The sequence below is a fragment of the Achromobacter marplatensis genome (genome assembly GCF_002209535.1).
GTDB classification, from domain to species: domain Bacteria; phylum Pseudomonadota; class Gammaproteobacteria; order Burkholderiales; family Burkholderiaceae_B; genus Achromobacter; species Achromobacter marplatensis.
This window is the reverse complement of sequence record NZ_NJIG01000002.1, coordinates 553065-576613: the sequence shown is the minus strand read 5'-3', so window position 1 is coordinate 576613 and position 23549 is coordinate 553065. Positions and strand designations below refer to the sequence as shown.

Genomic DNA, 23549 nt, shown 5'->3' with positions numbered 1-23549 from the left:
GCCTCGTGCCCCGCTTGCGCCGAACCTTCAGGAACCTGACATCACGTTTGCGGCTCGGCTTGTTCGGCCGCACGTTCCTGCTGCTTGCCGCGCTGATGCTCGTCAGCCTGGGCGCGTGGCTACAAGTCTTCTTCAGCATGGAGCTGGGACCGCGCGCCAATCAAATGGCGCAGCGGGTGATCACGGCCGTCAATATCACGCGCACGGCGCTGATCTACTCGCATAACGGCGAACGCAGCAAGCTCCTGCTGGATCTGGCCACCAACGAAGGCATCCAGGTCTATCCGCGCGAAGTCACCGACTTTGCCGAAGCCCTCCCCGACGACGACTACTGGCAACGCGTTGCCCAGCACATCCGCACGCGCTTCGGCCCGGAAACGCAGATTGCCTGGGGCGTGAACCAGGTGCCCGGCTTCTGGGTCAGCTTCCAGATAGAGAAAGACCTGTACTGGCTGGTGTTCGAGCGAGAACAGATCGGGCTGACGGGCGGGATCGAATGGCTGGGATGGGGCGCCACGGCGTTGCTGCTTTCCCTTGTCGGGGCGGCGGTCTCGGTGGGCTTCGTGAACCGGCCCCTGTCGCGGCTGGCCCGGGCGGCGCAAGTCCTGTCGCGCGGCGAAACGCCGGCGGCCCTGCCCGAGCAGGGGCCGCTGGAGATCCGCGACCTGAATGCCTCGTTCAACCGGATGGCCAAAGACCTGCGGCAGGCCGAGGCAGACCGGGAACTGATGCTGGCGGGGATTTCTCACGACCTGCGCACGCCGCTTGCCCGCATGCGGCTTGAGATCGAGCTGAGCGGCGTGTCGGAAGACGCCCGCCAGGCCATCGACGAAGACCTGGGCCAGATCGACCACAGTATCGGCCAGCTGATGGAATACGCGCGCCCCGCCGGCACGCTGCCGCAGCTGGCGACCGACATCTCGGCGGTCCTGGCCGAACTCTACGAACGCGAACGCAGCCACACGGCGTCGCTGGGCGGAGAGCTCGAAGCGTCCCTGGAACCGGGGCTGCGCGCCCGGATCACGGCGCTGGACTTGAAGCGCGTGGTCAGCAATCTGATCGAGAACGCCCGCCGCTACGGACGCTCCAGCGACGGCATGGCTCATTTGGTCATGACACTGCAAGCTGAGGGCGTCATGATCGTGATCGAGGTGGCGGACCGCGGCCCCGGCATCGCGCCGGAAGACGTGGATCGCCTGTTGCGGCCGTTCTCGCGCGGCGAGGCAGCGCGCACCGGCGTCAGCGGCGCGGGATTGGGTCTGGCGATCGTCGAACGCCTGCTCAAGCACGTGGGCGGATCGCTGCGGATGCTTCCCCGCGAGGGTGGCGGCCTGACTGCCCGCATAGAGTTGCCCAAAGCTAAGTTTAGGAATTATCAATTAGACAACGATAATCCATAGCGTAGAATTTATGCTTTAAGGCACAGCCTTATTTCCACCAACAACTACTGGGAGTACACATGAAAACTGTTGGCGACAAACTCGAGCCCTTCAAGGTCACCGGCGTCAAGCCCGGCTTCAACCAGCACGAAGAAAATGGCGTGTCGGCGTTTGAAGACATCACCGAAAGCTCGTTCCCCGGCAAGTGGAAGGTGATCTACTTCTACCCGAAAGACTTCACGTTTGTGTGCCCGACCGAAATCGTCGGCTTCAACAAGCTGGCCAAGGATTTCGAAGACCGCGACGCCGTCCTGCTGGGCGGCTCGACCGACAACGAATTCGTCAAGCTGGCATGGCGCCGTGAGCACCCGGACCTGAACAAGCTGGGCCACTACCAATTCGGCGACACCACCGGTGCCCTGATCGACCAACTGGGCGTCCGTGAAAAGGGTGCTGGCGTTGCTCTGCGCGCCACGTTCATCGTTGATCCGGACAACACGATCCAGCACGTTTCGGTGAACAACCTGAACGTCGGCCGTAACCCGGAAGAAGTTCTGCGTCTGCTCGACGGTCTGCAAACCGACGAGCTGTGCCCGTGCAACCGTACGGTTGGCGGCGCTACGCTGTAATTTCCAGCCCGGCAACGGGCCTGCTTGCAGGCCCAGAGCTGGGCTTTAATTGCTCTAGATTATAGGTAAAAGCTATGGAATTTCTTACCACCATTAAGGAACAGCTCCCGGATTGGGCCAAGGACATCCGCCTGAATCTGGACGCCGTGATTGCCCGCTCGACGCTGGCCCCTGAAGACGCCGTAGGCGCCGCCCTGTCCGCCGCTTATGCCGCGCGCAGCCCGGTGCTGGTGGAAGCCTTCAAGAGTGGCCTGTCGGAGGGCGACGCCAATGCTGCTTTGACCGCCTCGGCGCTCATGGGCATGAACAACACCTGGTATCCCTATGTCGAAATGACGGGCGACGCCAACCTGAAGAGCCTGCCGGCCCAGTTGCGCATGAACGCCTACGCCACCCATGGCGGCGTGGAAAAGAAGCGCTTCGAATTGTTCGCGCTGGTCGCCTCGATCATCGGCAAGTGCCATTTCTGCGTGGCCTCGCACTATGAAAACCTGAAGAACGATGGCCTGTCCACGGAACAGCTGCGCGACGCCGGCCGTATCGCCGCCGTGGTGAACGCCGCCGCGCTGGCCCTGGCCGCCCAAGGCAAGTAAGTAAGCGCCCCCACGCCGCACACGCTTCGCGTGCTTGCTGCCCCCCCCCAAGGGGGCGCTTTTTGCCTTGGGGCGGCCCGGCGGCAAAAAAAACCCACCTGTGCAAGCAGGCGGGTTTTTTCTTTGGGGCGGCGCCAGGCCGCGCCCGAAACGTTTAGTTCTTCTTCGCCATGTCGGCGGTGGTGGGCAAACCGTTGGCCACCCAGGCTTCGACGCCGCCGCGGTACCAATAGGCGGTCCAGCCGAGCGACCCGGCGCGCAACGCCGCGTTGTACGACGAGCGGTCGTTCATGCTGGCGCCCACGAACACGACCGCCGCACGGCGATTGTTGTTCGCCTTTTTCAGCAGCCAGGCATCCAGGGCGCTTTGCAACTGGTCCGTGACACTGCCATCCGAGCCCGCATCGGCCAGGGGATAACCGATGGGCAGCGTATCGCGCAGCCCGCTGGTGTCGACGATCAGCAGATTGCTGTCGTTCTTGATCATGCCAACCAGGTCGCCTGTCGTGATCAGCTTGGCCCGATTGATCTGGTTCGGCGTCGGACCCTTATACGGTGAGGGGAACAGCAGGAACGTGGCAGGCACGCCCATATCCTTGAGTTCGTCGATGGCGCTCGGCGGCATCCCCTGCCCCGGCGGTGATGGCCGGGGCTGTTGTTGGGGCTGCTGCTGCGGCTGTTGAGACGGCGCCTTGCCGCCGCCTGTGGCCACGACTTCACCGCCCACTGTGCCCATTTCGATGTCGGAGATCATCACCGCAATGTTCTCGATCAGCTCATAGCACATGGTGATCGAGCCTTCGCGCGGGCTGTACCACGCGTTGAGCGTGTCGCAGTCTTTGAACACCACGTTTACCGGGCGGGGCAGCACATAGGTCTGCCCAAGCAGCTTGATGTTGGCCGAAATCGCGTCCGACAGGGCTGTGGCGAACAGGTTGCCGATCTTGCGCTTGGACGGCTCGAACACCACGTTGACCGGCGCACCGGGCGCGTTGGCGGGCTGCTGGCCGTCGGGCGACCAGGTGCCGACACGGGTGTGCGGCGCCAGGATCTTGCGCCAGGCGCGGTTCTGCTTGTTGAATTCGTCGGCGCAACGCGCCTTGGTCCGGTCTTCCAGGCCTACGTGTTTGGCGACCGATTCGAACACGGCCGGATTGCCGCCATACATGATGCACAGCATGTTGCGAAAGCGCTTGAGGTCGCCCGTGTGCTCGTCCTGCCAAGCCGACGATTCGGACGCCCCGCGCTTTTCCGCCAGCTTGCCGCTGTAATACCACTGCAAGGCGGCGTAGGTCGCGGCGTCACGCGCCATGGTGTTCGAGTCTTCGTCGGCCGACGGGTACATCGTCGGCTCGACAATCTGCAAGGCGGCGTAGATATCCACCGCATCTTCTTCCGCGCCCGTGGACGGCAATTCCAGTTCGCCGATCAATGCATGGCCGAACTCATGCATGAAAATGCTGCGCATGATGCCGACATACACCGACACGATACGCATGGTGTCGCCGCCAAAACGCGGATACGGACCGGCGCCGGCCAAGCCGGAACCGCCCGAATTGTTGGGAGCCGGGGCCGCGACAGGCGGTTGCGTGCCCTGCGGCGCGCTGGCGCCGCCACCCGCGCCACCCCCACGCGGAGGCAAGCCGGCAGGTTGTGGCGCCGGCGCGCCAGCGCCGCTGCGCGGGGGCAAGCCGCCGCCTTGTTGCGCAGGGGCGCCCTGCCGGGGCGCCAGGTCGGTATTGATCGAAAAGTCCGCAATACCGAACGTGCCCACGTCATAAGCCATGATGCCGATGTCACCGCCCACGGCGGAAGAATCGGTCACATCGCCGATGATCTTGCCGTTCACGATGAACCGGGCTGCGCCCGGCAACTCGACCACCTTGATGCGGTCCGAGCCATCCAGCTTGGCCAGGTTGGGAACCGTGGCGATATCGCGACGGTTCTGGCCTTCAAGACAGAACAGGATGGTTTTCTTGTCGGCCGTGATCTCGATCAGGCACAAGCCCTTCTTCGCGGGATTGCTCAGCGCCACGCCAATGGAGGCCTTCGGATTCTGCGAATTGACGACCACATTCACATCGGTCACGCGCCCCTGTTCGGGGGCCGGTCCGACCGGAAGGTAAAGCGTTTGTTCACTGCCGGGCGTCGCCACATTGCGCAACGTGAACCAGCCATCCTGCACGGCGGCGGTCCAGCCCTGGATCATCTGCTGTCCGACGACGCCTGCCAGGGGCCCCAGTTGTTGTTCAAACGCAGCGTGTGCGGGCGAACCCAATGCAACGAGGACCGAAAACAGCGCGACGCCACGTAAACGCATCTGAAATTCTCTATGTAGGCAGATTGAGGTAGCGCAGAATATTCCAGATCAATTTGACCCGCTTATTCATTTGTTAAAGATGTATAGCAAAGTAAATGCAATGGAATTTCATTGCATTTACGATGGAACATCGTCAGGTTTACGCGCGGGCCAGCAAGGCAACGACAGTGGCCGCGATACCTTCTTTACGGCCCAGATAGCCCAAGCCTTCATTCGTCTTGGCCTTGATGTTGATCTCGGTCTCTGCCAGGCCGAGGTCAGCAGCGATGTTCGTCACCATGGCAGGCGCATGCGGGCCGATCTTGGGGGCTTGTGCATGCAGGGTGGCGTCTATGTTTACCGGCACCCATCCCGCGCGGCGTACCCGCGCCATTGCCTCGCGCAGCAGCACGCGGCTGTCCGCGCCCTTGAACGCGGGGTCCGTGTCGGGAAAGTGCCGGCCGATGTCGCCCAGGCCAGCGGCGCCCAGAAGCGCATCGGTGATCGCGTGCAGCAGCACGTCCGCATCGGAATGCCCCAGCAGGCCATGCGTGTGCGGGATCGTGACCCCGCCGATGATCAGCGGGCGGCCTTCGACCAGCGCGTGCACGTCAAAGCCCTGCCCGACGCGAAAAGGAATGCTCATAGCCATTTTTCCATCAGTTCGAAATCATCCGGCCACGTCACCTTGAAGTTGCGCAAGGCGCCCGGGACCAGCAACGGCGCGTACCCGGCGGCCTCGAGGGCCGACGCCTCGTCGGTGACGGTCACGCCATTCACGGAGGCCGCCGTCAGCGCATCGCGCAGCACGCCAGCCCGAAACATCTGCGGCGTCTGCGCCAACCACAATCCATTGCGGTCCAGGGTGCGCTCCACCCGCTCGTGTCCGCCCTTGACCGTGTCGGCCACGGGCAACGCCAGCAGGCCGCCCACCGGGTCGGCCAGGCAGGCGTCGATCAAGCGTCGCAGCGCGGCCTCTGGCAGGCCGGGACGGGCGGCGTCATGGACCAGCACCCAGGCATCGTCGGCCACGCCGCTGTCCGCCAGCGCGCCGGCGACGGTATCGGCCCGTGTCGTGCCGCCACAGGCCCGCCACACCGTCCGGGGCAGGCCGGCCAGGGCCGCATCCACCCACCCGTCGCCCGGCGTCACGGCTACGCGCACCTGGGACACCCGGTCGTCGGCCAGCAGCGCGCGCACCGCGTGGCGCAGCATGGGCTGTCCGGCCAATGGACGATACTGTTTGGGCACGGCCTGCGCGCCAGGCTGGCTGGCGCGGGCGCCGACACCCGCGGCGGGAACGATCGCAATGATTGAGTCAGACATGGTGCGGTGATTTTATAATCTTCCGCTTGATGCCTGCTTCCACCCTGATGCCCACCCCCACTTCCCCCGCCACCGCCGCGCCGCCCGTCCCGGCGACCGCCCCTACCCTGTCCGCGCTGAAACCCGGCGCGCGCTACGCGCAGCCCCGCCCTCCGGGCTCGGGAGACGCCTGGCTGCTGGCGGACCTGGCACGGCAGGCGGCCGCGCCGCTGGTCATCCTGACGGCCGAGCCGCTGGAGGCACAGCGCCTGGCGGAAGAGATCCAGCTGTTCGCCCCGGATCTGCGCGTGCGCCAGCTGCCCGACTGGGAAACGTTGCCTTATGACGCGTTTTCGCCACACCAGGACCTGATTTCCCAGCGCCTGCACACGCTGCACTCGCTGATGATGAAGACGGTGGACGTGCTGACGGTGCCGATCACGACCGCGCTGTACCGGCTGGCGCCTCCGTCGTTCCTGGCGGCCTACACGTTCTCGTTCAAGCAGAAAGACAAGCTGAACGAGGCCGCCCTGCGCGCGCAACTGACGCTGGCCAACTACAACCACGTCACCCAGGTGACGGCGCCGGGCGAATTCTGCCTGCGCGGCGGGCTGATCGACTTGTTCCCCATGGGGTCGGCGGTGCCTTACCGGCTGGACCTGTTCGATGACGAGATCGAAACCATCCGCAGTTTCGACGTGGACACGCAGCGCAGCCTGTACCCGGTGCGCGAGGTCCAGCTGCTGCCCGGCCGCGAATTCCCGATGGACGAGGATTCGCGCACCCGGTTCCGCGCGCGCTTTCGTGAAATATTCGAAGGTGACCCGTCCCGCGCCCTGCCCTACAAGGACATCGGCAACGGCATCCCGTTTGCCGGCGTCGAGTACTACCTGCCGCTCTTCTTCGAGGAAACGGCGACGCTCTTCGATTACCTGACGGCCGGGACCGTCACCGTCACGGTCGGCGATATCGACGACGCGATCCAGCGTTTCAATCACGACACGTCCAGCCGCTACGGCTTCCTGAAAAGCGACCGCGAACGCCCGGTGCTGCCACCGTCCGCGCTGTTTCTGGACAGCGAAACGCTCTACACCCGCCTGAAGGAGTTCCGCCGCCTGTCGCTGACCGCCGGCGAGCCGCATCCTGACTTCCGCGCGGTGCCCGACGTCAGCGTGGCGCGCCGTTCCGACGATCCGATCGCCAAACTGCGCGCGCTGGTGCAAACGCGCCAGACCCGCGTGCTGCTGTGCGCGGACTCCGCCGGCCGGCGCGAGACTCTGGTGCAGATGTTGAACGAGTTCGGCGTCACGCCTGACGCGCAACCGGACACCATCGAAGCCTTCCTGGCTTCCGACGCGAATTTCGGCATCGTCGCCGCGCCCCTTGCCACCGGCTTCGGACTGCCGCAGGCCAATCTGGCCTTCCTGACCGAAAACGACCTGTACCCCGGCCTGGCCAACACCGGCCGCCGCGGCAAGCGCGACCAGGAACGCGCCAGCAACGTCGAAGCCATGGTGCGGGACCTGTCCGAATTGCGCGCCGGCGACCCCGTCGTCCATGCGCAGCACGGCATCGGCCGCTACCACGGCCTGGTCAACATGGACATGGGCGAAGGCGAGATGGAATTCCTCCATCTTGAATACGCCAACGGCAGCACCCTGTACGTGCCCGTCTCGCAGCTGCACGTGATCGCCCGCTACAGCGGCGCCGACCCGGAAGCCGCGCCGCTGCACCAGCTGGGCTCCGGCCAATGGGACAAGGCGCGCCGCAAGGCCGCGAAACAGGTGCGCGACACCGCGGCCGAGCTCCTGGCGCTGTATGCGCAGCGCGCCGCGCGTGAAGGCTTCGCCTTCAACCTGCCGCTGAACGACTACCAGGCGTTTGCCGAAGGCTTCGGCTTCGAAGAGACGGCCGACCAGGCCGCCGCCATCGAAGCCGTCCTGGCAGACATGACCTCTGGCCGCCCCATGGACCGGCTGGTCTGCGGCGACGTGGGTTTCGGCAAGACCGAAGTTGCGCTGCGCGCGGCCTTCCTGGCGGTGGCCAACGGCAAGCAAGTTGCCCTGCTGTGCCCCACCACCCTGCTGGCCGAACAGCACGCCCAGACCTTCTCGGACCGCTTCGCGGACTGGCCGGTGCGCGTGGTGGAGTTGTCGCGCTTCCGGTCGGCCAAGGAAGTGGCGGCCGCCATCGAAGGCATCAACGACGGCCGGGTCGACATCGTCATCGGCACGCACAAGATCCTGTCCAAAGATGTGAAATTCAAACGTCTGGGATTGGTCATCATCGACGAAGAGCACCGATTCGGCGTGCGCCAGAAGGAAGCGCTAAAGGCGCTGCGCGCCGAAGTCGACGTGCTGACGCTGACCGCCACGCCGATCCCGCGCACGCTCGGCATGTCGCTCGAAGGCATCCGCGACTTCTCCGTCATCGCCACCGCGCCGCAGAAGCGCCTGGCGATCAAGACCTTCGTGCGGCGCGAAGACGGCAGCACGCTGCGCGAGGCCCTGTTGCGCGAACTCAAGCGCGGCGGCCAGTGCTACTTCCTGCACAACGAAGTCGAGACCATCCACAACCGCCGCGCGCGCCTGGAAGAGCTGGTACCCGAGGCCCGCATCGCGGTCGCCCACGGCCAGATGCCCGAGCGCGAGCTGGAACAGGTAATGAAAGGCTTCTACCAGCAGCGCTACAACGTGCTGCTGTGCACGACTATCATCGAGACGGGCATCGACGTGCCCAGCGCCAACACCATCGTCATCCACCGCGCCGACCGCTTCGGGCTGGCCCAGCTGCACCAGCTGCGCGGCCGCGTGGGGCGTTCGCACCATCAGGCTTACGCCTACCTGCTGACGCCTGGCGAAGATGCCATCACGACCAACGCCAAGAAGCGCCTGGAAGCGATCCAGGCCATGGAGGAACTGGGCTCCGGCTTCTACCTGGCCATGCACGACCTGGAAATCCGGGGCACGGGCGAAGTGCTGGGCGATTCGCAATCGGGCAACATCCAGGAAGTGGGTTTCTCGATGTACAACGAGATGCTCAACGAAGCCGTCCGCGCCTTGCGCGCGGGCGAAGAACCCGACCTGGACGCGCCTTTCAACCTGGCCTGCGAAGTCAACCTGCATGCGCCCGCGCTGCTGCCTTCGGACTACTGCGCCGACGTGCATGCGCGCCTGGGCATCTACAAGCGCCTGGCCCACGCCGCCGACGAAGACGATCTCATCCACATCCAGGAAGAACTGATCGACCGCTTCGGCAAACTGCCCGAAGCCGCGCAGACGCTGCTGACCACGCACCGCCTGCGCCTGGCCGCGCAACCGCTGGGCATCGTCAAGATCGACGCCAGCGAAACGCAGGCCTTGCTGCAATTCGGCCCCAAGACCACCGTTGATCCGGGCCGGATCATTGAACTTGTGCAACGCCAACGCAACATCAAACTGGCAGGACAGGATAAATTGCGGATTGAGATCAAGGCCGCGCAGATCGCCGCCCGCGCCGACGCCGTGCGCGTCGTGCTGCGTGCCTTGAAGTGAACCCCGCCAACCTTCGCAACTTTATGACTACCCATCACCTTGTCGTCCAATCTCCCGGCCTGACCATCGAACACGCGGAACAGCTGGCCGCCCTGGCGCAAGCCCAGGGCGTGGCGCGCATCAGCAACACCGCCGCCCGCCTGCTGGACGTGCAGCACGACGCCCTGACCCGCGCGGAAGTTGTCGCCTGGGCCGAGCGCAACGGCGTGGACGTGGCCTTCCTGCCTGCGGGCCTCAAGTTGTCGCAATGCAAGGTGCTGGCGATGGACATGGATTCCACGCTGATCAACATCGAGTGCATCGACGAGATCGCGGGCGTGGTGGGCGTGAAAGACAAAGTGTCCGAGATCACCGAAGCCGCCATGCGCGGCGAGATCAAAGACTTCGCGGAAAGCCTGCGCCGCCGGGTCGCGCTGCTCAAAGGCGTGCCGGCCGAAGCGCTGGAACAGGTCTACGTGGAAAAGCTGCGGCTGAACCCGGGCGCGGAACGCCTGATCAGTACCGCTCAGGCCGCAGGCATCAAGGTCCTGCTGGTCTCCGGCGGCTTCACCTTCTTCACCGACCGCCTTCGCGAACGGCTAAAGCTCGACAGCGCGCACGCCAACACACTGGAAATCGACAACGGCCTGCTGACCGGCCAGGTCGTGGGCGACATTCTCGACGCCTCCGCCAAGGCCGTCTACCTGCGCGAGTTCGCCCGCACGCATGGCGCCACGAAAGAGCAGATCATCGCGATGGGCGACGGCGCCAACGACCTTCTGATGCTGGGCGCCGCGGGCTTTCCGGTTGCCTACCACGCCAAGCCGCTGGTGCGCGAGCAGACCCGCTACGCATTGAACGTGACGGGCCTGGACGGCGTGCTGAACTGGTTTGAAGGCTGATCGGCCACAGACGGTATCGTCACCATGAAAAAAGCCACCTTGCGGTGGCTTTTCTCGTTGCGGAAGGCGGATCAGTAGCGGACCTTCAGCGACAGCAATGCCGCGCGGCCCGTGCCCAGTGCGGCATAGTGCGCCGCGTAGGCCTTGGTGTAGTAGGTTTCGTCGAACAGGTTCAGCACGTTCAACTGCGCCGAGAAGTGCTCGTTGAATTCGTAGCCGGCCATGGCGTCGAAGCGCCAGTACGACGGGACCCAGCGCGCCTTGGGCGTGCCGTCGGCGTTGCTCGAGGCGTCCGCATTGCCAAACTGCTTGTCCACGTAGTAAGCGCCGCCGCCAACCGTCAGCTTGGGCAGGACCTTGTAGGTCGTCCACAGGCTGAAGGCGTTGCGCGGCGTGTTGGGCAGGTCCTGGCCCACGGCGCCGCTGTTGTAGGCGCCCTTGGTCACTTCGCTGTCCATGAAGGTGTAGCCGCCGAACACGTTCCACTTGGGCGTGATGTTGCCCGAGAAGCCCAGTTCGATGCCGCGCACCTTGGCCTCGCCAACTTGCGCCACTTCCGTGGCGGACACGGCTACGCTCGTGTTCTTGCGAATGTCGTGGAACGCCGCTGCCGACAGGGTGAGGCGGTCGTCGAACACCTGCCACTTCGTGCCCACTTCCACCGTGCGGCTCTTTTCCGGTTCCAGCGATGCGTTAGTGGTGGTGATAGCGTCGTTAATCGCGCTGCCGGCAACAGCGGATGGAGTGGAAGACGTGCCGTAAGTAGCGTAAATGGTGCCGTTGGGCAACGGCTTGTAAGCCAAACCGACTTGATAGTTGAAGAGATTGTCCTCGCGGTTCGCGCTGGTTCCCCCCGTCAGGTTCGTCGCGCTGGTGCGGTAGTTGTCCCAACGCACTCCCAGGCTGGATTGCCACTGCTCGTTGAACTTAATCGTGTCGAACCCGTAAAACGCGACAGTGTCGGTATTGTAGCGAGCGGGGTTGTTGTTGCGTTGCAGGCTCCCCGGATACGAGGTGCCGGGATCGGGATCCCACAGCGATGCGCAAAGAGCGGGATTGGCATAGACAGGCGGGATAACGCTGGCCGAGCTGGAAACGCAGTTGCTGCCACCCGCCGGAACACCCTTCTCGGTATAGCTGTCCTTGTCCTGCTTGATGTTGCTGTATTCAAAGCCCAGGTCGAACGTGTGCTTCAGGCTGCCGGTGTCGAATTCACCCGTCAGGTCCGTCTGGTTGGCAAAGCTCTTGGTGACGTAGTAGCCCGACTTCAACGCGCGGTAGACCAGGCCGTTGGGCACGTTGCCGCGGCTGTCGTCCGGGTTGGTGGCCGCGAAATCGGTCGTGCCGCGGCCATAGCGGGTCACGTTGCGCAGCTGCAGCTTGTCCGAGAAATCATGCTGGAAATCGACGGTCGCGACATCGTCGCGCGTGCTCATGAAGTCCCGGCCTTTCAGGCCATAGAACGTCTTGCGGCTCACGCCCATCGTCTCCGTCACCGGCTGGCCCGTCTTCGGGTCATACGGAATGGAGTAATCCGGCATGCTGTCGTCTTGGTAGTGGTAGTAGCTCAACGTGATGCGGGTCGGCGTGCCAACGCCCAGCATCAGCGACGGCGCCACGCCCCAGCGCTCGAAATTGACGGCATCGTCGCGGCCCGGCACATCGCCCTTGTTGCCCATCACGTTCAGGCGGAACGCTGCCTTGTCGGCCAGGCGCCAGTTGCTGTCGATCGTGGCGCGGTAGTTGTTGTCCGTGCCGATCTGGGCCGTGGCTTCAGTGAAGTCCGTCGCCTTGGGGGCCTTGCTGACCATGTTGATGCTGCCGCCGGCGCCGCCGCGGCCGGAATACACCGAGTCCGGGCCCTTGATCACTTCCACCTGTTCCAGGTTGAAGGTGTCGCGCACCTGGGTGCTGGAGTCACGGATGCCGTCCAGGAACAGGCTGCCGGCGGCATTCTGGCCACGGATGATCGGCAGGTCGCCGCCCGGGCGGCCGCCCTCGCCCGCACCGAACGTGATACCGGGCGAATTGCGCAGCACGTCTTGCAATGTGGACGCCGCCTGGTCCTGGATCACTTGCTTGGGCACGACCTGCACGGTACGCGGCGTGTCCAGCAGGGGCGCCGTCATCTTTGGCGACGGCACCGTGCTGGTCTGGTAGGAAGACCCTTCGCCTTCCACCCGCACCGGGGCAAGCTGCGTCACGCCCGAATCCGCAGATTGCGCGGCGGCGTAGGGACTGATGAACAGGGCAGGCGCGGCAATCGCGGCGGCCAGCGAGGTAGTGAGCGTATTCAGCGAATACGAATCTTGGGGCTTCAAACCAGCTTCTCCAGAATATGAATAGCAACGATTCTTGTTTTTTTACCGGTTGCGATTTTGATCCTGACTACTGAATGAAACCTGAATGAAAGCACTTCCCTCATGCTAAAGATGAAAAAACAACACTTATGGATGCACGTTCGTTATTAATCGCGCTTTATAACGGAACTTAACGGTGACGGATCTCACAATACGAAGGACCAGATCCGGTACCGCTAGAGGCATGCCTGGAAACGCCGCCAAGCGTTTTTGGCCGCGATCAAGCGCATTTCACCGACCCAAAAGAAAAACGCCCCTGACGGGGCGTTTGGTGGCTTGGCGGGCCTTCAGGTGCGCAAACGAGGATGCCGTTTGAACAAGTAGCGGTACACGAAGCCCGGATAGGCCAGCACCAGGAACAAGCTCAGGGTAATTGCGTAGAACTCCCAGGTTTGGGCAAAGCGGTTGCCCAAGGTGGATTCGAACGCAAACCCCAGCGCGCCGACAATGGCGTAGAACACCAGCACTTCAAGCAGACGCAGCCAGAACGGCTTGACCGCGGCTTCCCCGCCCTGCTTCCAGGGCAGGACGGCGAACACCCGCTCCGTCAGGAACGGGAGGTTCGCGCTGACCAAAGCCAGCGCAATCAACAGCCATACCGCCAGCGTCTGGTTCATGGCTGGTATCCGCTTACAGGCTCAGCGACGAACGGATGGCCTGGACGCACAGCGCCATCAGGCCGCCCGGCAGCAGGCCCAGCACCAGCATCATGGCGCCGTTGATCGACAGCAGGCCACGTTGGCTGCAGGTGGCCGCGATCGGTGCAGCGTTGGCCGCCGGCTCGTCGAAGTACACGACCTTGACGACACGCAGGTAGTAGAACGCGCCGATCAGCGAGAACAGCACCGCGATCACGGCCAGCGTCACGTGGCCGGCGCTGATCAGCGCTTGCAGCACGGCCAGCTTGGCGTAGAAGCCCACCAGCGGCGGAATGCCGGCCAGCGAGAACATCAGCAGCAGCACGATGGCGGCGTGCCACGGGCTACGGCGATTCAGGCCCTTCAGGTCGTCGATCTGCTCGCATTCAAAGCCCTGACGCGACAGCAGCAGCACGATGCCGAAGCTGGCCAGCGTGGTCAGGACGTAGGTCAGCATGTAGAACAGCGACGCGCCGTAGGCGGCGGACGACAGTTCCGGCTTGCCGGCGACGGAACCCGACATCAGGCCCAGCAGCACGAAGCCCATGTGCGAGATGGTCGAGTACGCCAACATGCGCTTGAAGTTGGTCTGCGCAATGGCGGTCAGGTTGCCGATGGCCAGCGACAGCACGGCCAGGATCATCAGCATCGGCTGCCAGTCGGCGGCCAGGCCATGCAGGCCGTCCACCAGCAGGCGCAGCGTGATGGCGAAGGCCGCCAGCTTGGGCGCGCCGCCCAGGATCAGCGTGACCGCGGTCGGCGAACCCTGGTAGACGTCCGGCACCCACATGTGGAACGGAACCGCACCCAGCTTGAATGCCAGGCCCGACACCAGGAACACGATGCCGAACACCAGCGCCATCTTTTCGGCCTTGCCGGCGGCGATGACCTTGGAGATTTCAGCCAGGTCCAGGTGACCCGTGGAGCCGTAGACCATCGACATGCCGTACAGCAGGAAACCCGAGGCCAGCGCGCCCAGCACGAAGTACTTCATGGCGGCTTCGGTGGCCACGACGTCGTCGCGACGCAGGGCGATCAGCGCGTACAGCGCCAGCGACATCAGTTCCAGGCCGAGGTAGATCGAGATCAGGTTCCCGGAGGAGATCATGACCATCTGGCCCAGCAGCGCGAAGAGCGTCAGGACATAGAGCTCACCGCCCTTGAGCATGTCGCGGACCTGCGCATACACGCGGCCGTAGACCAGCGTGGCGCCCACGGCGATGTAGGACGCGATCTTCAGCAGGTGCGACAGTTCGTCAGTGACGTACAGCCCGTGGAACGTTGCGCCCGAAACGCCGTTCTTCCATTGCACGGCCGACACAACGGTCAGCACGCCCAAGGCCAGCAGGGTCAGCAGGAACGTCGGCTTGCGCTCAGGGTGATTGCTGACCGCGTCGACGAGCAGGATAGCCAGGCCGAAAACCAGCAGAAGGATTTCCGGTGTCGCCAGGGCGAAATCGATTTGGGATTGCATCATTGTCTTGTCTTACAGTTTCGAGACGGCAACGTGTTGCAGCAGGGCCTCGACCGACACGTGCATCACGTCGGTGAAGGGCTTGGGATAGATCCCCATGTACAACACGGCGATCGCCATCACGCCAAGAATCACAAATTCGCGGCGGTTGATATCGGTCAGTTCGCGCACATGGTCATTGGCGACGTCGCCCAGGACCACGCGCTTGACCATCCACAGCGAATACGAAGCACCCAGGATCAGGGCGGTAGCCGCCAACAGGCCGATCCAGAAGTTGTGCTCGACCGCGCCCATGATCACCATGAACTCGCCGACGAAACCGCTGGTGGCCGGCAGGCCGCTGTTGGCCATCGAGAACAGGATGAAGAACGTGGCGAAGCGCGGCATCACGTTGACCACGCCGCCGTAGTCGGCGATGCGGCGCGAGTGCATGCGGTCGTACAGGACGCCGATACACATGAACATGGCGCCCGAGACGAAGCCGTGGGAGATCATCTGCACGATGGCGCCTTCGACGCCGGCCGTGTTGAAGATGAAGAAACCCAGCGTCACGAAACCCATGTGGGCCACGGACGAGTAAGCCACCAGCTTCTTCATGTCTTCCTGGATGATCGCCACCAGGCCGATGTAGATCACCGCGACGAGCGACAGGGTGATCATCAGGCCAGCCAGGCTGTGCGACGCGTCCGGTGTGATCGGCAGCGAGAAGCGCAGGAAACCGTAGGCGCCCAGCTTCAGCATGATCGCAGCCAGCACGATGGAGCCGCCCGTGGGCGCTTCAACGTGAACATCCGGCAACCACGTGTGGACGGGCCACATCGGCACCTTCACCGCGAAAGCCGCCAGCAGCGCCACGAAGATCAGGATCTGCTCGGTCTGGCCCAGCTTGACCTTGTGCCAGGTCAGGATGTCGAACGAACCACCCGAGGCGTGCCACAGGTAGATGAACGCGATCAGGGTCAACAGAGAGCCCATCAGCGTGTACAGGAAGAACTTGAACGCTGCGTAGATACGGTTATCGCCGCCCCACGCACCGATGATGATGTACATCGGGATCAGCGTGGCTTCGAAGAACACGTAGAACAGCATGCCGTCCAGCGCAACGAACACGCCCACCATCAGACCCGACAGGATCAGGAAGGCGGCCATGTACTGCGCCACGCGGCTGGTGATGACTTCCCAGCCGGCCAGCACCACGATGATGGTGATGAATGCGGTCAGGAGGACGAACCACAGCGAAATGCCGTCGATGCCCAGGTGGTAGTTGACGTTGAAGGCTTCAATCCACGAGGCCTTCTCCACGAACTGCATGGCGGCCGTGGTGTTGTCAAAACCGGTGTAAAGCGGAATCGTGACGAGGAAACCGGCAACGGCGCCGGCGAGCGACAGGCCGCGCGTCAGACCGGGACGGTCGTCACGGCCCACCGCCAGCACCAGCAGGCCGAATACGATCGGGACAAAGATCGCAAGCGTGAGCCAGGGGAAAGTGTTGGATGCCATCTCGCTTGCCATCATTGGGGAATCAGCACAAAGAAAGTCACCAGCGCCATGATGCCGATGATCATCGCGAACGCGTAGTGATAGATGAAGCCGGACTGCAGGTGGCGGCTGACCGCAGCCACCCAGCCCACCACGCGGGCGCTACCGTTGACCAGCAAACCGTCGATGATGCCGCGGTCGCCGGTATTCCACAGGCCACGGCCCAGGGCGCGCATGCCGCGAGCGATGATCTGCTCGTTGACCCAGTCCACGTAGTACTTGTTCTCAAGCACCTTGTTCACGCCAGACAGGCTGGACTTGATCGCGGCCGGAACCTTGGGGTTGATCAGGTAGCAGTACCAGGCGATGACGAAACCTGCCACGACCAGCCAGAACGGCAGGGTCTGGAAGGCATGCAGGCCATAGGCAACCCAGCCGTGCCACTCTTCGTTCAGTTCGTGCATGGCCGGATGCTGCGGCAGCACCGTGATCACGCCGTTGAAGAACTTGCCGAACAGCATCGGGTCAACGGCCCAGGCGCCAACCAGCACCGACGGAATCGCCAGCAGGATCAGCGGCAGCGTGACCACCCAGGGCGACTCATGGGGCTTGCCGCCATGACGGCCGTGGCCGTGATCGTGGTCATCATGAGCATGGTCGTCGTGGCCATGGCCGTGGCCGTGGTCGCTGGTGTCGAAGCGTTCCTTGCCGTGGAAGACCAGGAAGTACACGCGGAACGAGTACAGCGAGGTGACGAACACACCGATCAGCACGGCGTAGTACGCGAAGCTTGCGCCCCAGACGTTAGCGTGGCCGGCGGCTTCGATGATGTTTTCCTTCGAGTAGAAACCCGAGAAAAACGGCGTGCCGACCAGGGCCAGCGTGCCCAGCAGGAAGGTGATCCAGGTGATGGGCATGTACTTGCGCAGGCCGCCCATGTTGCGGATGTCCTGGTCGTGGTGCATGCCGATGATGACCGAACCCGCGCCCAGGAACAGCAGGGCCTTGAAGAACGCGTGGGTCATCAGGTGGAAGATCGCCACCGAGTAGGCCGATGCGCCGAGCGCAACCGTCATGTAACCCAGCTGCGACAGCGTGGAGTACGCGACGACGCGCTTGATGTCGGTCTGGATGATGCCCAGGATGCCCAGGAACAGTGCGCCGATGGCGCCGATCACGATGATGAACGACAGCGCCACGTCCGACAGTTCGAACAGCGGCGAGAAGCGCGCGACCATGAAGATGCCGGCCGTCACCATGGTGGCGGCGTGGATCAGCGCGGAGATCGGGGTCGGGCCTTCCATCGAGTCGGGCAGCCAGGCGTGCAGGGGGACCTGCGCCGATTTGCCCATGGCGCCGATGAACAGGCAGATACACGCCACCGTCAGCAGCATCCAGTCCGAGCCCGGCAGGGTCATCGCGGCCAGCTTGTCGGCTTGGGCGAACACTTCGCCGTAGTGCATCGTGCCGGCGTACGCGAACAACAGGCCGATACCCAGCACGAAGCCGAAGTCGCCGACGCGGTTGATCAGGAACGCCTTCATGTTGGCGAAGATGGCCGTCGGGCGGGTGTACCAGAAACCGATAAGCAGGTACGACACCAGGCCCACCGCTTCCCAGCCGAAGAACAGCTGCACCATGTTGTTCGACATCACCAGCATCAGCATGGAGAACGTGAACAGCGAGATGTACGAGAAGAAGCGCTGGTAGCCGGGATCATCAGCCATGTAGCCGATGGTGTAGATGTGCACCATCAGCGACACGGAGGTCACCACGACCATCATCATGGCCGACAGCGGATCGATCAGGAAGCCGATTTCCAGCTTGGTCTGGCCGATGAGGCTCCAGGTGTAGACCGCGCCGTCAAAGCGCAGGCCGTTCAGCACGTCGGCCAGCACCACCACCGAACCGATGGCGGAGATGAGCACGCCCAGGATGGTGATGACGTGCGAGGCACGACGGCCGATCGGACGGCCCAGGAAGCCGGTGCCAAAAAGGCCCGCGAGAATTGCTCCGGCCAGCGGTGCCAGCGCGATGAGCAAGTAGAGATTGGGTGAGCTAGACATTTTCTTCCAATACCCCGTCAGCCCTTCAGGCGATCGAGTTCGTCAACGTTGATCGTGTTCAGGTTGCGGAACAGCAGCACCAGGATGGCCAGGCCGATCGCCGCTTCAGCGGCGGCCACGGTCAGGATGAAGAACACGAACACCTGGCCGGCGGTGTCGCCGAACCAGCTGGAGAACGCCACGAAGTTCATGTTGACGGCCAGGAGCACGAGCTCGATGGACATCAAGAGAATGATCAGGTTGCGGCGGTTCAGGAAGATGCCGAAGATCCCGATGGCGAACAGGATCGCCCCGAGGATCAGATAGTGGGCCAGCGTCAGCGTCATTCTTTTTCTCCTTGGGGCGCAGCGGCAACGCCGTTCGCGGCGTCGCGCTTGGCCTGGGCACGGTCGCTCTGGGCGGGCATGTTCACCATGCGGAAACGATCCTTCGCACGAACGCGCACAGCGGCCACCGGGTCGTTGTACTTCACGTCGCGGCGGCGGCGCAGGGTCAGCGCGATCGCGGCGACCATACCCACCAGCAGCAGCGCGGCGCCGACTTCAATGGCGTAGACGTACTGCGTGTACATCACTTCGCCCAGCGCGCGGGCGTTGTTGTAGTCGCCGGCGACCGGGGCTTGCGGGCCCGAGCCGTACCAGGTGGAACCCAGCACGAACGACATTTCCAGCACCAGCACCAGACCGATCACCAGGCCCAGAGGCAGGTAGGTCTTCATGCCCTGGCGCATGGTGTCCATGCGGATATCCAGCATCATCACGACGAAGAGGAAGAGCACCATCACGGCGCCCACGTACACCAGCACCAGCAGCAGCGCCAGGAATTCGGCGCCCAGCAACATCCACAGCATGGCGGCGTTGGAGAACGCCAGGATCAAGTGCAGAACAGCGGTGACCGGACTGCGCGCGGTGATCACGCGGAACGCCGCGATCACCAGCACGGCGGCCAGTATGTAGAAAAGGACAGTGGTAAAAGTCATGGATCAGACCCTGGGCTTCAACGGTAAGGAGCGTCGTCGGCCCGGCGGCGGGCGATGTCAGCTTCGTAGCGGTCGCCCACGGCGAGCAGCATGTCTTTGGTGAAATACAGGTCGCCGCGCTTTTCACCGTGGTATTCGTGGATATGGGTTTCCACGATCGAGTCCACGGGGCAGCTTTCCTCACAGAAGCCGCAGAAAATGCACTTGGTCAGATCGATGTCGTAACGCGTGGTGCGGCGGGAGCCGTCATCGCGCTGTTCCGATTCAATGGTGATCGCCAAGGCCGGGCACACGGCTTCGCACAGCTTGCACGCGATGCAGCGCTCTTCCCCGTTGGGGTAGCGGCGCAATGCGTGCAGGCCGCGGAAACGCGCCGACGTAGGCGTCTTTTCCTGCGGATAACGCAAGGTGACCTTGCGCTTGAAAAAGTACTTGCCCGTCAGGCGCATGCCCTTGAGCAACTCGGTCAGCATCAGACTGCCGAAGAAATCTTTGATCGCTTCCATATCCTGCCTCTGCCTGGCGGCTTAGCGCCAAATGTTCCAGGGCGTCTGCATCCAGATCGCCACCACGACCAGCCAAACGCCGGTCAGCGGGATGAAGATTTTCCAACCCAAACGCATGATCTGGTCATAGCGGTAACGCGGGAACGACGCCCGGAACCACACGAACAACGAGACCACGACGAACGTTTTCAGACCCAGCCAGATCCAGCCCGGGATCCAGGTCAGCGGCGCAATGTCGATCGGGGAAGCCCAGCCGCCCAGGAACATGATCGACGCCATGCAGGACAGCAGGATCATGTTGGCGTATTCACCCAGGAAGAACAGGGCGAAGGCCATACCCGAGTACTCGACCATGTGGCCGGCCACGATTTCCGATTCGCCTTCCACCACGTCAAACGGGTGGCGGTTGGTTTCGGCGACGATGGCGACGACGTAGATCACGAACAGCGGCAACAGCGGCAGCCAGTTCCACGACATGAACGTCAGGCCCTTGTCGGCAAACCAGCCGCGGTTCTGGACGTTGACGATCTCGGACATGTTCAGGCTGCCCGACACCAGCAGCACCGTGACCAGCACGAAGCCGATGGCCAGTTCGTACGACAGCATCTGCGCCGAGGCGCGCAAGGCGCCCAGGAACGCGTACTTGGAGTTCGACGCCCAGCCTGCCACGATCACGCCATACACGCCGATGGACGTGATGGCCATGATGTACAGCAGGCCGGCGTTGACGTTGGCCAGCACGACTTCAGGACCGAAGGGCACGACAGCCCAGGCGGCCAGCGCAGGCATCAGCGTGACCACGGGGGCCACGACGAACAGCACCTTGTTGGCCTGGCTGGGGACGACGACTTCCTTCGTCAACAGCTTGAACACGTCGGCAAACGGTTGCAGCAACCCCTTGAAACCCACGCGGTTCGGGCCCACGCGCACGTGCATGGCGCCGATCATCTTGCGTTCCCAGTACGTCAGGTACGCGACGCACAGAATGATCGGCACGGCGATGATCACAATCTTGATGAGGGTCCAGAGGACCATCCAGACCGTCGGGCCCAGCAATGCCTGCCCGTGGCTCTCAAGAACATTAAGCCATTCCATCAGGCACGCTCCACGCTGAGTTGACCGAATGCGCCACCCAGGGCTGCGGTGTTTTCAAAGGCTGCGGAAATGCGCACGGCGCGATCGGCCACGGCATCATCCTGCACGGTTTCGAGTTCAACGGCGCCTTGCGCACCCGCGACGCGCACCTTCACGCCGGCCGTCAGGCCGAGGCTGGCGAGCGTGCGGCCGTTCATGGCGGCAGCCGGCTTCTTCGAGGCCGGGGACGCTTGCAGCGGCTCCGAACGGCGGACCATGGCGTCGGTGCGGTAGATCGGCACGTCAGCCACGCGTTCCAGGCCGCTTGCGGCCTGGCCCAGGCCCAACGGCGCCTTGACGTCGTTGGACAAGCGGCCTTCGATGCCGCCGGCCAGCGCGGCGTCGCGCACGGATTCGGAGGTTTCGTCGTCAAAGCCAGCCAGGTGCAGGACGTTGCCCAGCACGCGCAGGACCTTCCAGCCCGGGCGCGTCTGGCCCAACGGCGTGACCGTGCCCTTGAAGCTCTGGGCCAGGCCTTGCGCGTTGACGAACGTACCCGAGGTTTCGGTGAACGGCGACACCGGCAGCATGACGTCGGCCCATTCGGCAGCGGCCGAACGGTACGGCGTCAGGGCGACGGCGAACTGCGCGCCACGCAGCGCGGCGATGGCTTGCTGGCCGTTGTCGGCATCCAGCAGCGGCTCGGCGTGCAGCACGACGTAGGCCTTCAGCGGCTCGGCCAACATGGCGGCGGCGGTCTTGCCACCCTTGCCCGGAACGGCGCCGGCCAGGTAACCGCCGACGGTGTTGCCGCCGGAGGTCAGGAAACCGAACTTGCCGCCGGCCAGGTCAGCCACGGCGCGGCCGTTGGCGGCCAGCGTCGAAGCCTGGGCGCTGGCGACAGCCAGGTTGCCCATCAGCACGGCGGTGTTGGCGCCGGAAGCCAGGCTCGCGGCAATGATCTTGGCGTTCTCGCCCGGGGTGACCGAGGCGAATTCGGCCGGCACGGCTTGTTCGCGGGTTTGCGCCAGGGCGACGGCCACCTCGGCCAGCGCGCGCGGCAGCTCGGACGGTGCAACGGTGATGCGGGCGGCGACGGGCATCAGGGGATCGTCAGCGGCGCTGTCGACCATCAGGATCTGCGTACCGCGCTTGGCAGCCTGGCGCAGGCGTTGCGCCATCAGCGGGTGGTCCTTGCGCAGGAACGAGCCGACGACCAGGACGCGGTCCAGGTTGTCGAGTTCGGCGATGGGCATGCCCAGCCACGGTGCGCCGGTCAGAGCGGCGTCGAACGCCGGATCGGTCTGGCGCAGGCGGAAGTCGATGTTCTCGGAGCCCAGCGCGCGGACCAGGCGGCCCAGCAGCGCATATTCTTCGGTGGTGGCGTATTCCGACGCCAGCGCGCCGATCTGGCCGGCGCCGAAGCTGTCACGCACACGCGACAGGCCTTGGGCCACGGCTTGCAGGGCGTCGGCCCACGAGGCTTCCTGCCACTTGCCGTCCGTGCCCTTGATCATCGGGGCGGACAGGCGGTCGTCGCTGTTCAAGCCTTCGTACGAGAAGCGGTCGCGGTCGCTGATCCAGCATTCGTTGACGGCTTCGTCTTCGAACGGAACCACGCGCATCACGCGGTCGCCCTTGACCTGGACCACCAGGTTGGCGCCAAGGCTGTCGTGCGGGCTGACCGAACGGCGGCGAGCCAGTTCCCAGGTGCGAGCGCTGTAGCGGAAGGGCTTGGAGGTCAGCGCGCCCACCGGACAGATGTCGATCATGTTGCCCGACAGTTCGGACTCGATCGAGCGGCCCACGAAGGTCGTGATCTCGGAGTGTTCGCCACGGCCCAGCATGCCGAGCTCCATGACGCCGGCGATTTCCTGGCCGAAGCGCACGCAGCGGGTGCAGTGGATGCAGCGGCTCATTTCCTCGGCGGAAACCAGTGGACCCAGGTCCTTGTGGAAAACGACGCGCTTTTCCTCTTGGTAACGCGAGGACGAGCCACCGTAGCCCACAGCCAGATCCTGCAGCTGGCATTCGCCGCCCTGATCGCAGATCGGGCAGTCGAGCGGGTGATTGATGAGCAAGAATTCCATCACCGACTTCTGAGCGGCGCGAGCCTTCTCAGAGCAGGTGTGGACGACCATGCCGTTGGTCACGGGCGTGGCGCAGGCGGGCAGCGCCTTGGGCGCTTTTTCCACTTCAACCAGGCACATCCGGCAGTTGGCCGCGATGGACAGTTTCTTGTGGTAGCAGAAATGCGGCACGTAAAGCCCGACTTTCTGAGCGGCATGCATGACCATGCTGCCTTCGGGCACTTCGACCTGATTGCCGTCGACGGTTAGTTCAACCATTGCTGT

Annotated in this window: 18 protein-coding genes; 5 read left to right on the top strand and 13 right to left on the bottom strand. The window is 63.8% G+C overall.

The genetic code is table 11. From position 1 onward, the window contains the following. Window positions 1–5 precede the first annotated feature (5 nt). From risS to CEY09_RS06150, 3 genes are all read left to right on the top strand, one after another. Window positions 6–1400, top strand: a complete 1395-nt coding sequence (gene risS, locus CEY09_RS06160; protein WP_167390022.1) for a sensor histidine kinase RisS — start codon at window positions 6–8, stop codon at window positions 1398–1400. 59 nt (window positions 1401–1459) lie between these two features. Further along, entirely contained in the window at window positions 1460–2008 is a 549-nt protein-coding gene (locus CEY09_RS06155; protein WP_006217982.1) for a peroxiredoxin, read from the top strand. A gap of 74 nt (window positions 2009–2082) precedes the next feature. After that, window positions 2083–2601, top strand: a complete 519-nt coding sequence (locus CEY09_RS06150) for a carboxymuconolactone decarboxylase family protein (RefSeq protein ID WP_006223770.1) — start codon at window positions 2083–2085, stop codon at window positions 2599–2601. Between the two features lie 154 nt (window positions 2602–2755). Here CEY09_RS06150 and CEY09_RS06145 read toward each other — a convergent pair whose 3' ends face one another. The 3 genes from CEY09_RS06145 to ispD all read right to left on the bottom strand — a co-directional run bounded on the left by CEY09_RS06145 (window position 2756) and on the right by ispD (window position 6226). After that, window positions 2756–4921 (bottom strand): DUF4344 domain-containing metallopeptidase, encoded by a 2166-nt coding sequence (locus CEY09_RS06145; RefSeq protein WP_234818234.1) that lies wholly within the window; start codon window positions 4919–4921, stop codon window positions 2756–2758. 139 nt (window positions 4922–5060) lie between these two features. Next, window positions 5061–5546 (bottom strand): 2-C-methyl-D-erythritol 2,4-cyclodiphosphate synthase, encoded by a 486-nt coding sequence (gene ispF, locus CEY09_RS06140; RefSeq protein ID WP_006223768.1) that lies wholly within the window; start codon window positions 5544–5546, stop codon window positions 5061–5063. Further along, a complete protein-coding gene (gene ispD, locus CEY09_RS06135; RefSeq protein ID WP_006223767.1) occupies window positions 5543–6226 on the bottom strand; it encodes a 2-C-methyl-D-erythritol 4-phosphate cytidylyltransferase in 684 nt (227 codons plus the stop codon). The genes ispF and ispD overlap by 4 nt, the downstream gene beginning before the upstream one ends. Before the next feature lie 47 nt (window positions 6227–6273). Between ispD and mfd the strand changes: the two genes are divergently transcribed. Both mfd and serB read left to right on the top strand, forming a co-directional pair. Then, entirely contained in the window at window positions 6274–9738 is a 3465-nt protein-coding gene (gene mfd / locus CEY09_RS06130; RefSeq protein ID WP_088588056.1) for a transcription-repair coupling factor, read from the top strand. Window positions 9739–9761: 23 nt separating this feature from the next. Further along, on the top strand, window positions 9762–10619 hold the full coding sequence (gene serB / locus CEY09_RS06125; protein WP_088587948.1) for a phosphoserine phosphatase SerB: 858 nt from the start codon (window positions 9762–9764) through the stop codon (window positions 10617–10619). Window positions 10620–10690: 71 nt separating this feature from the next. Here the strand turns inward: serB and CEY09_RS06120 are convergent, their stop codons facing one another. The 10 genes from CEY09_RS06120 to nuoG all read right to left on the bottom strand — a co-directional run bounded on the left by CEY09_RS06120 (window position 10691) and on the right by nuoG (window position 23543). Continuing rightward, the gene (locus CEY09_RS06120) at window positions 10691–12940 is read right to left on the bottom strand and encodes a TonB-dependent receptor (protein WP_088587947.1); all 2250 of its coding nucleotides are present in this window, start codon (window positions 12938–12940) and stop codon (window positions 10691–10693) included. Between the two features lie 326 nt (window positions 12941–13266). After that, entirely contained in the window at window positions 13267–13596 is a 330-nt protein-coding gene (locus tag CEY09_RS06115) for a DUF2818 family protein (RefSeq protein WP_006223763.1), read from the bottom strand. Window positions 13597–13609: 13 nt separating this feature from the next. Further along, window positions 13610–15094, bottom strand: coding sequence for an NADH-quinone oxidoreductase subunit NuoN (nuoN, locus tag CEY09_RS06110; protein ID WP_035212774.1), 1485 nt, complete (start codon window positions 15092–15094; stop codon window positions 13610–13612). A 9-nt stretch (window positions 15095–15103) separates the two neighbouring features. After that, a complete protein-coding gene (locus CEY09_RS06105) occupies window positions 15104–16606 on the bottom strand; it encodes an NADH-quinone oxidoreductase subunit M (RefSeq protein ID WP_006223761.1) in 1503 nt (500 codons plus the stop codon). Further along, a complete protein-coding gene (gene nuoL, locus CEY09_RS06100; protein ID WP_088587946.1) occupies window positions 16603–18636 on the bottom strand; it encodes an NADH-quinone oxidoreductase subunit L in 2034 nt (677 codons plus the stop codon). Before nuoL ends, CEY09_RS06105 begins: the two co-directional genes overlap by 4 nt. Before the next feature lie 17 nt (window positions 18637–18653). Beyond that, entirely contained in the window at window positions 18654–18962 is a 309-nt protein-coding gene (gene nuoK / locus CEY09_RS06095) for an NADH-quinone oxidoreductase subunit NuoK (protein WP_006217969.1), read from the bottom strand. Then, window positions 18959–19615, bottom strand: coding sequence for an NADH-quinone oxidoreductase subunit J (locus CEY09_RS06090; protein ID WP_088587945.1), 657 nt, complete (start codon window positions 19613–19615; stop codon window positions 18959–18961). Before CEY09_RS06090 ends, nuoK begins: the two co-directional genes overlap by 4 nt. Window positions 19616–19632: 17 nt before the next feature. Beyond that, window positions 19633–20121 carry an NADH-quinone oxidoreductase subunit NuoI gene (gene nuoI / locus CEY09_RS06085; protein ID WP_006223758.1) on the bottom strand — a complete coding sequence of 163 codons (489 nt, stop codon included), beginning with the start codon at window positions 20119–20121 and terminating at the stop codon, window positions 19633–19635. A 21-nt stretch (window positions 20122–20142) separates the two neighbouring features. Beyond that, complete coding sequence (nuoH, locus tag CEY09_RS06080; protein ID WP_088587944.1) at window positions 20143–21216, bottom strand: NADH-quinone oxidoreductase subunit NuoH; 1074 nt, start codon at window positions 21214–21216, stop codon at window positions 20143–20145. After that, complete coding sequence (nuoG, locus tag CEY09_RS06075) at window positions 21216–23543, bottom strand: NADH-quinone oxidoreductase subunit NuoG (RefSeq protein WP_088587943.1); 2328 nt, start codon at window positions 23541–23543, stop codon at window positions 21216–21218. The genes nuoH and nuoG overlap by 1 nt, the downstream gene beginning before the upstream one ends. Window positions 23544–23549: the final 6 nt, after the last annotated feature.

Excerpts from the sequence above, each read along its gene's own strand:
- CEY09_RS06155 (WP_006217982.1), top strand. The coding sequence starts at position 1,460 with ATGAAAACTGTTGGCGACAAACTCGAGCCCTTCAAGGTCACCGGCGTC.
- CEY09_RS06115 (WP_006223763.1), bottom strand. The coding sequence starts at position 13,596 with ATGAACCAGACGCTGGCGGTATGGCTGTTGATTGCGCTGGCTTTGGTC.
- nuoK (WP_006217969.1), bottom strand. The coding sequence starts at position 18,962 with ATGACGCTGACGCTGGCCCACTATCTGATCCTCGGGGCGATCCTGTTC.
- CEY09_RS06090 (WP_088587945.1), bottom strand. The coding sequence starts at position 19,615 with ATGACTTTTACCACTGTCCTTTTCTACATACTGGCCGCCGTGCTGGTG.
- nuoG (WP_088587943.1), bottom strand. The coding sequence starts at position 23,543 with ATGGTTGAACTAACCGTCGACGGCAATCAGGTCGAAGTGCCCGAAGGC.
- ispF (WP_006223768.1), bottom strand. The coding sequence starts at position 5,546 with ATGAGCATTCCTTTTCGCGTCGGGCAGGGCTTTGACGTGCACGCGCTG.
- nuoI (WP_006223758.1), bottom strand. The coding sequence starts at position 20,121 with ATGGAAGCGATCAAAGATTTCTTCGGCAGTCTGATGCTGACCGAGTTG.
- nuoN (WP_035212774.1), bottom strand. The coding sequence starts at position 15,094 with ATGATGCAATCCCAAATCGATTTCGCCCTGGCGACACCGGAAATCCTT.
- serB (WP_088587948.1), top strand. The coding sequence starts at position 9,762 with ATGACTACCCATCACCTTGTCGTCCAATCTCCCGGCCTGACCATCGAA.
- mfd (WP_088588056.1), top strand. The coding sequence starts at position 6,274 with ATGCCCACCCCCACTTCCCCCGCCACCGCCGCGCCGCCCGTCCCGGCG.
- ispD (WP_006223767.1), bottom strand. The coding sequence starts at position 6,226 with ATGTCTGACTCAATCATTGCGATCGTTCCCGCCGCGGGTGTCGGCGCC.
- nuoL (WP_088587946.1), bottom strand. The coding sequence starts at position 18,636 with ATGTCTAGCTCACCCAATCTCTACTTGCTCATCGCGCTGGCACCGCTG.
- nuoH (WP_088587944.1), bottom strand. The coding sequence starts at position 21,216 with ATGGAATGGCTTAATGTTCTTGAGAGCCACGGGCAGGCATTGCTGGGC.
- CEY09_RS06150 (WP_006223770.1), top strand. The coding sequence starts at position 2,083 with ATGGAATTTCTTACCACCATTAAGGAACAGCTCCCGGATTGGGCCAAG.
- CEY09_RS06105 (WP_006223761.1), bottom strand. The coding sequence starts at position 16,606 with ATGATGGCAAGCGAGATGGCATCCAACACTTTCCCCTGGCTCACGCTT.
- CEY09_RS06145 (WP_234818234.1), bottom strand. The coding sequence starts at position 4,921 with ATGCGTTTACGTGGCGTCGCGCTGTTTTCGGTCCTCGTTGCATTGGGT.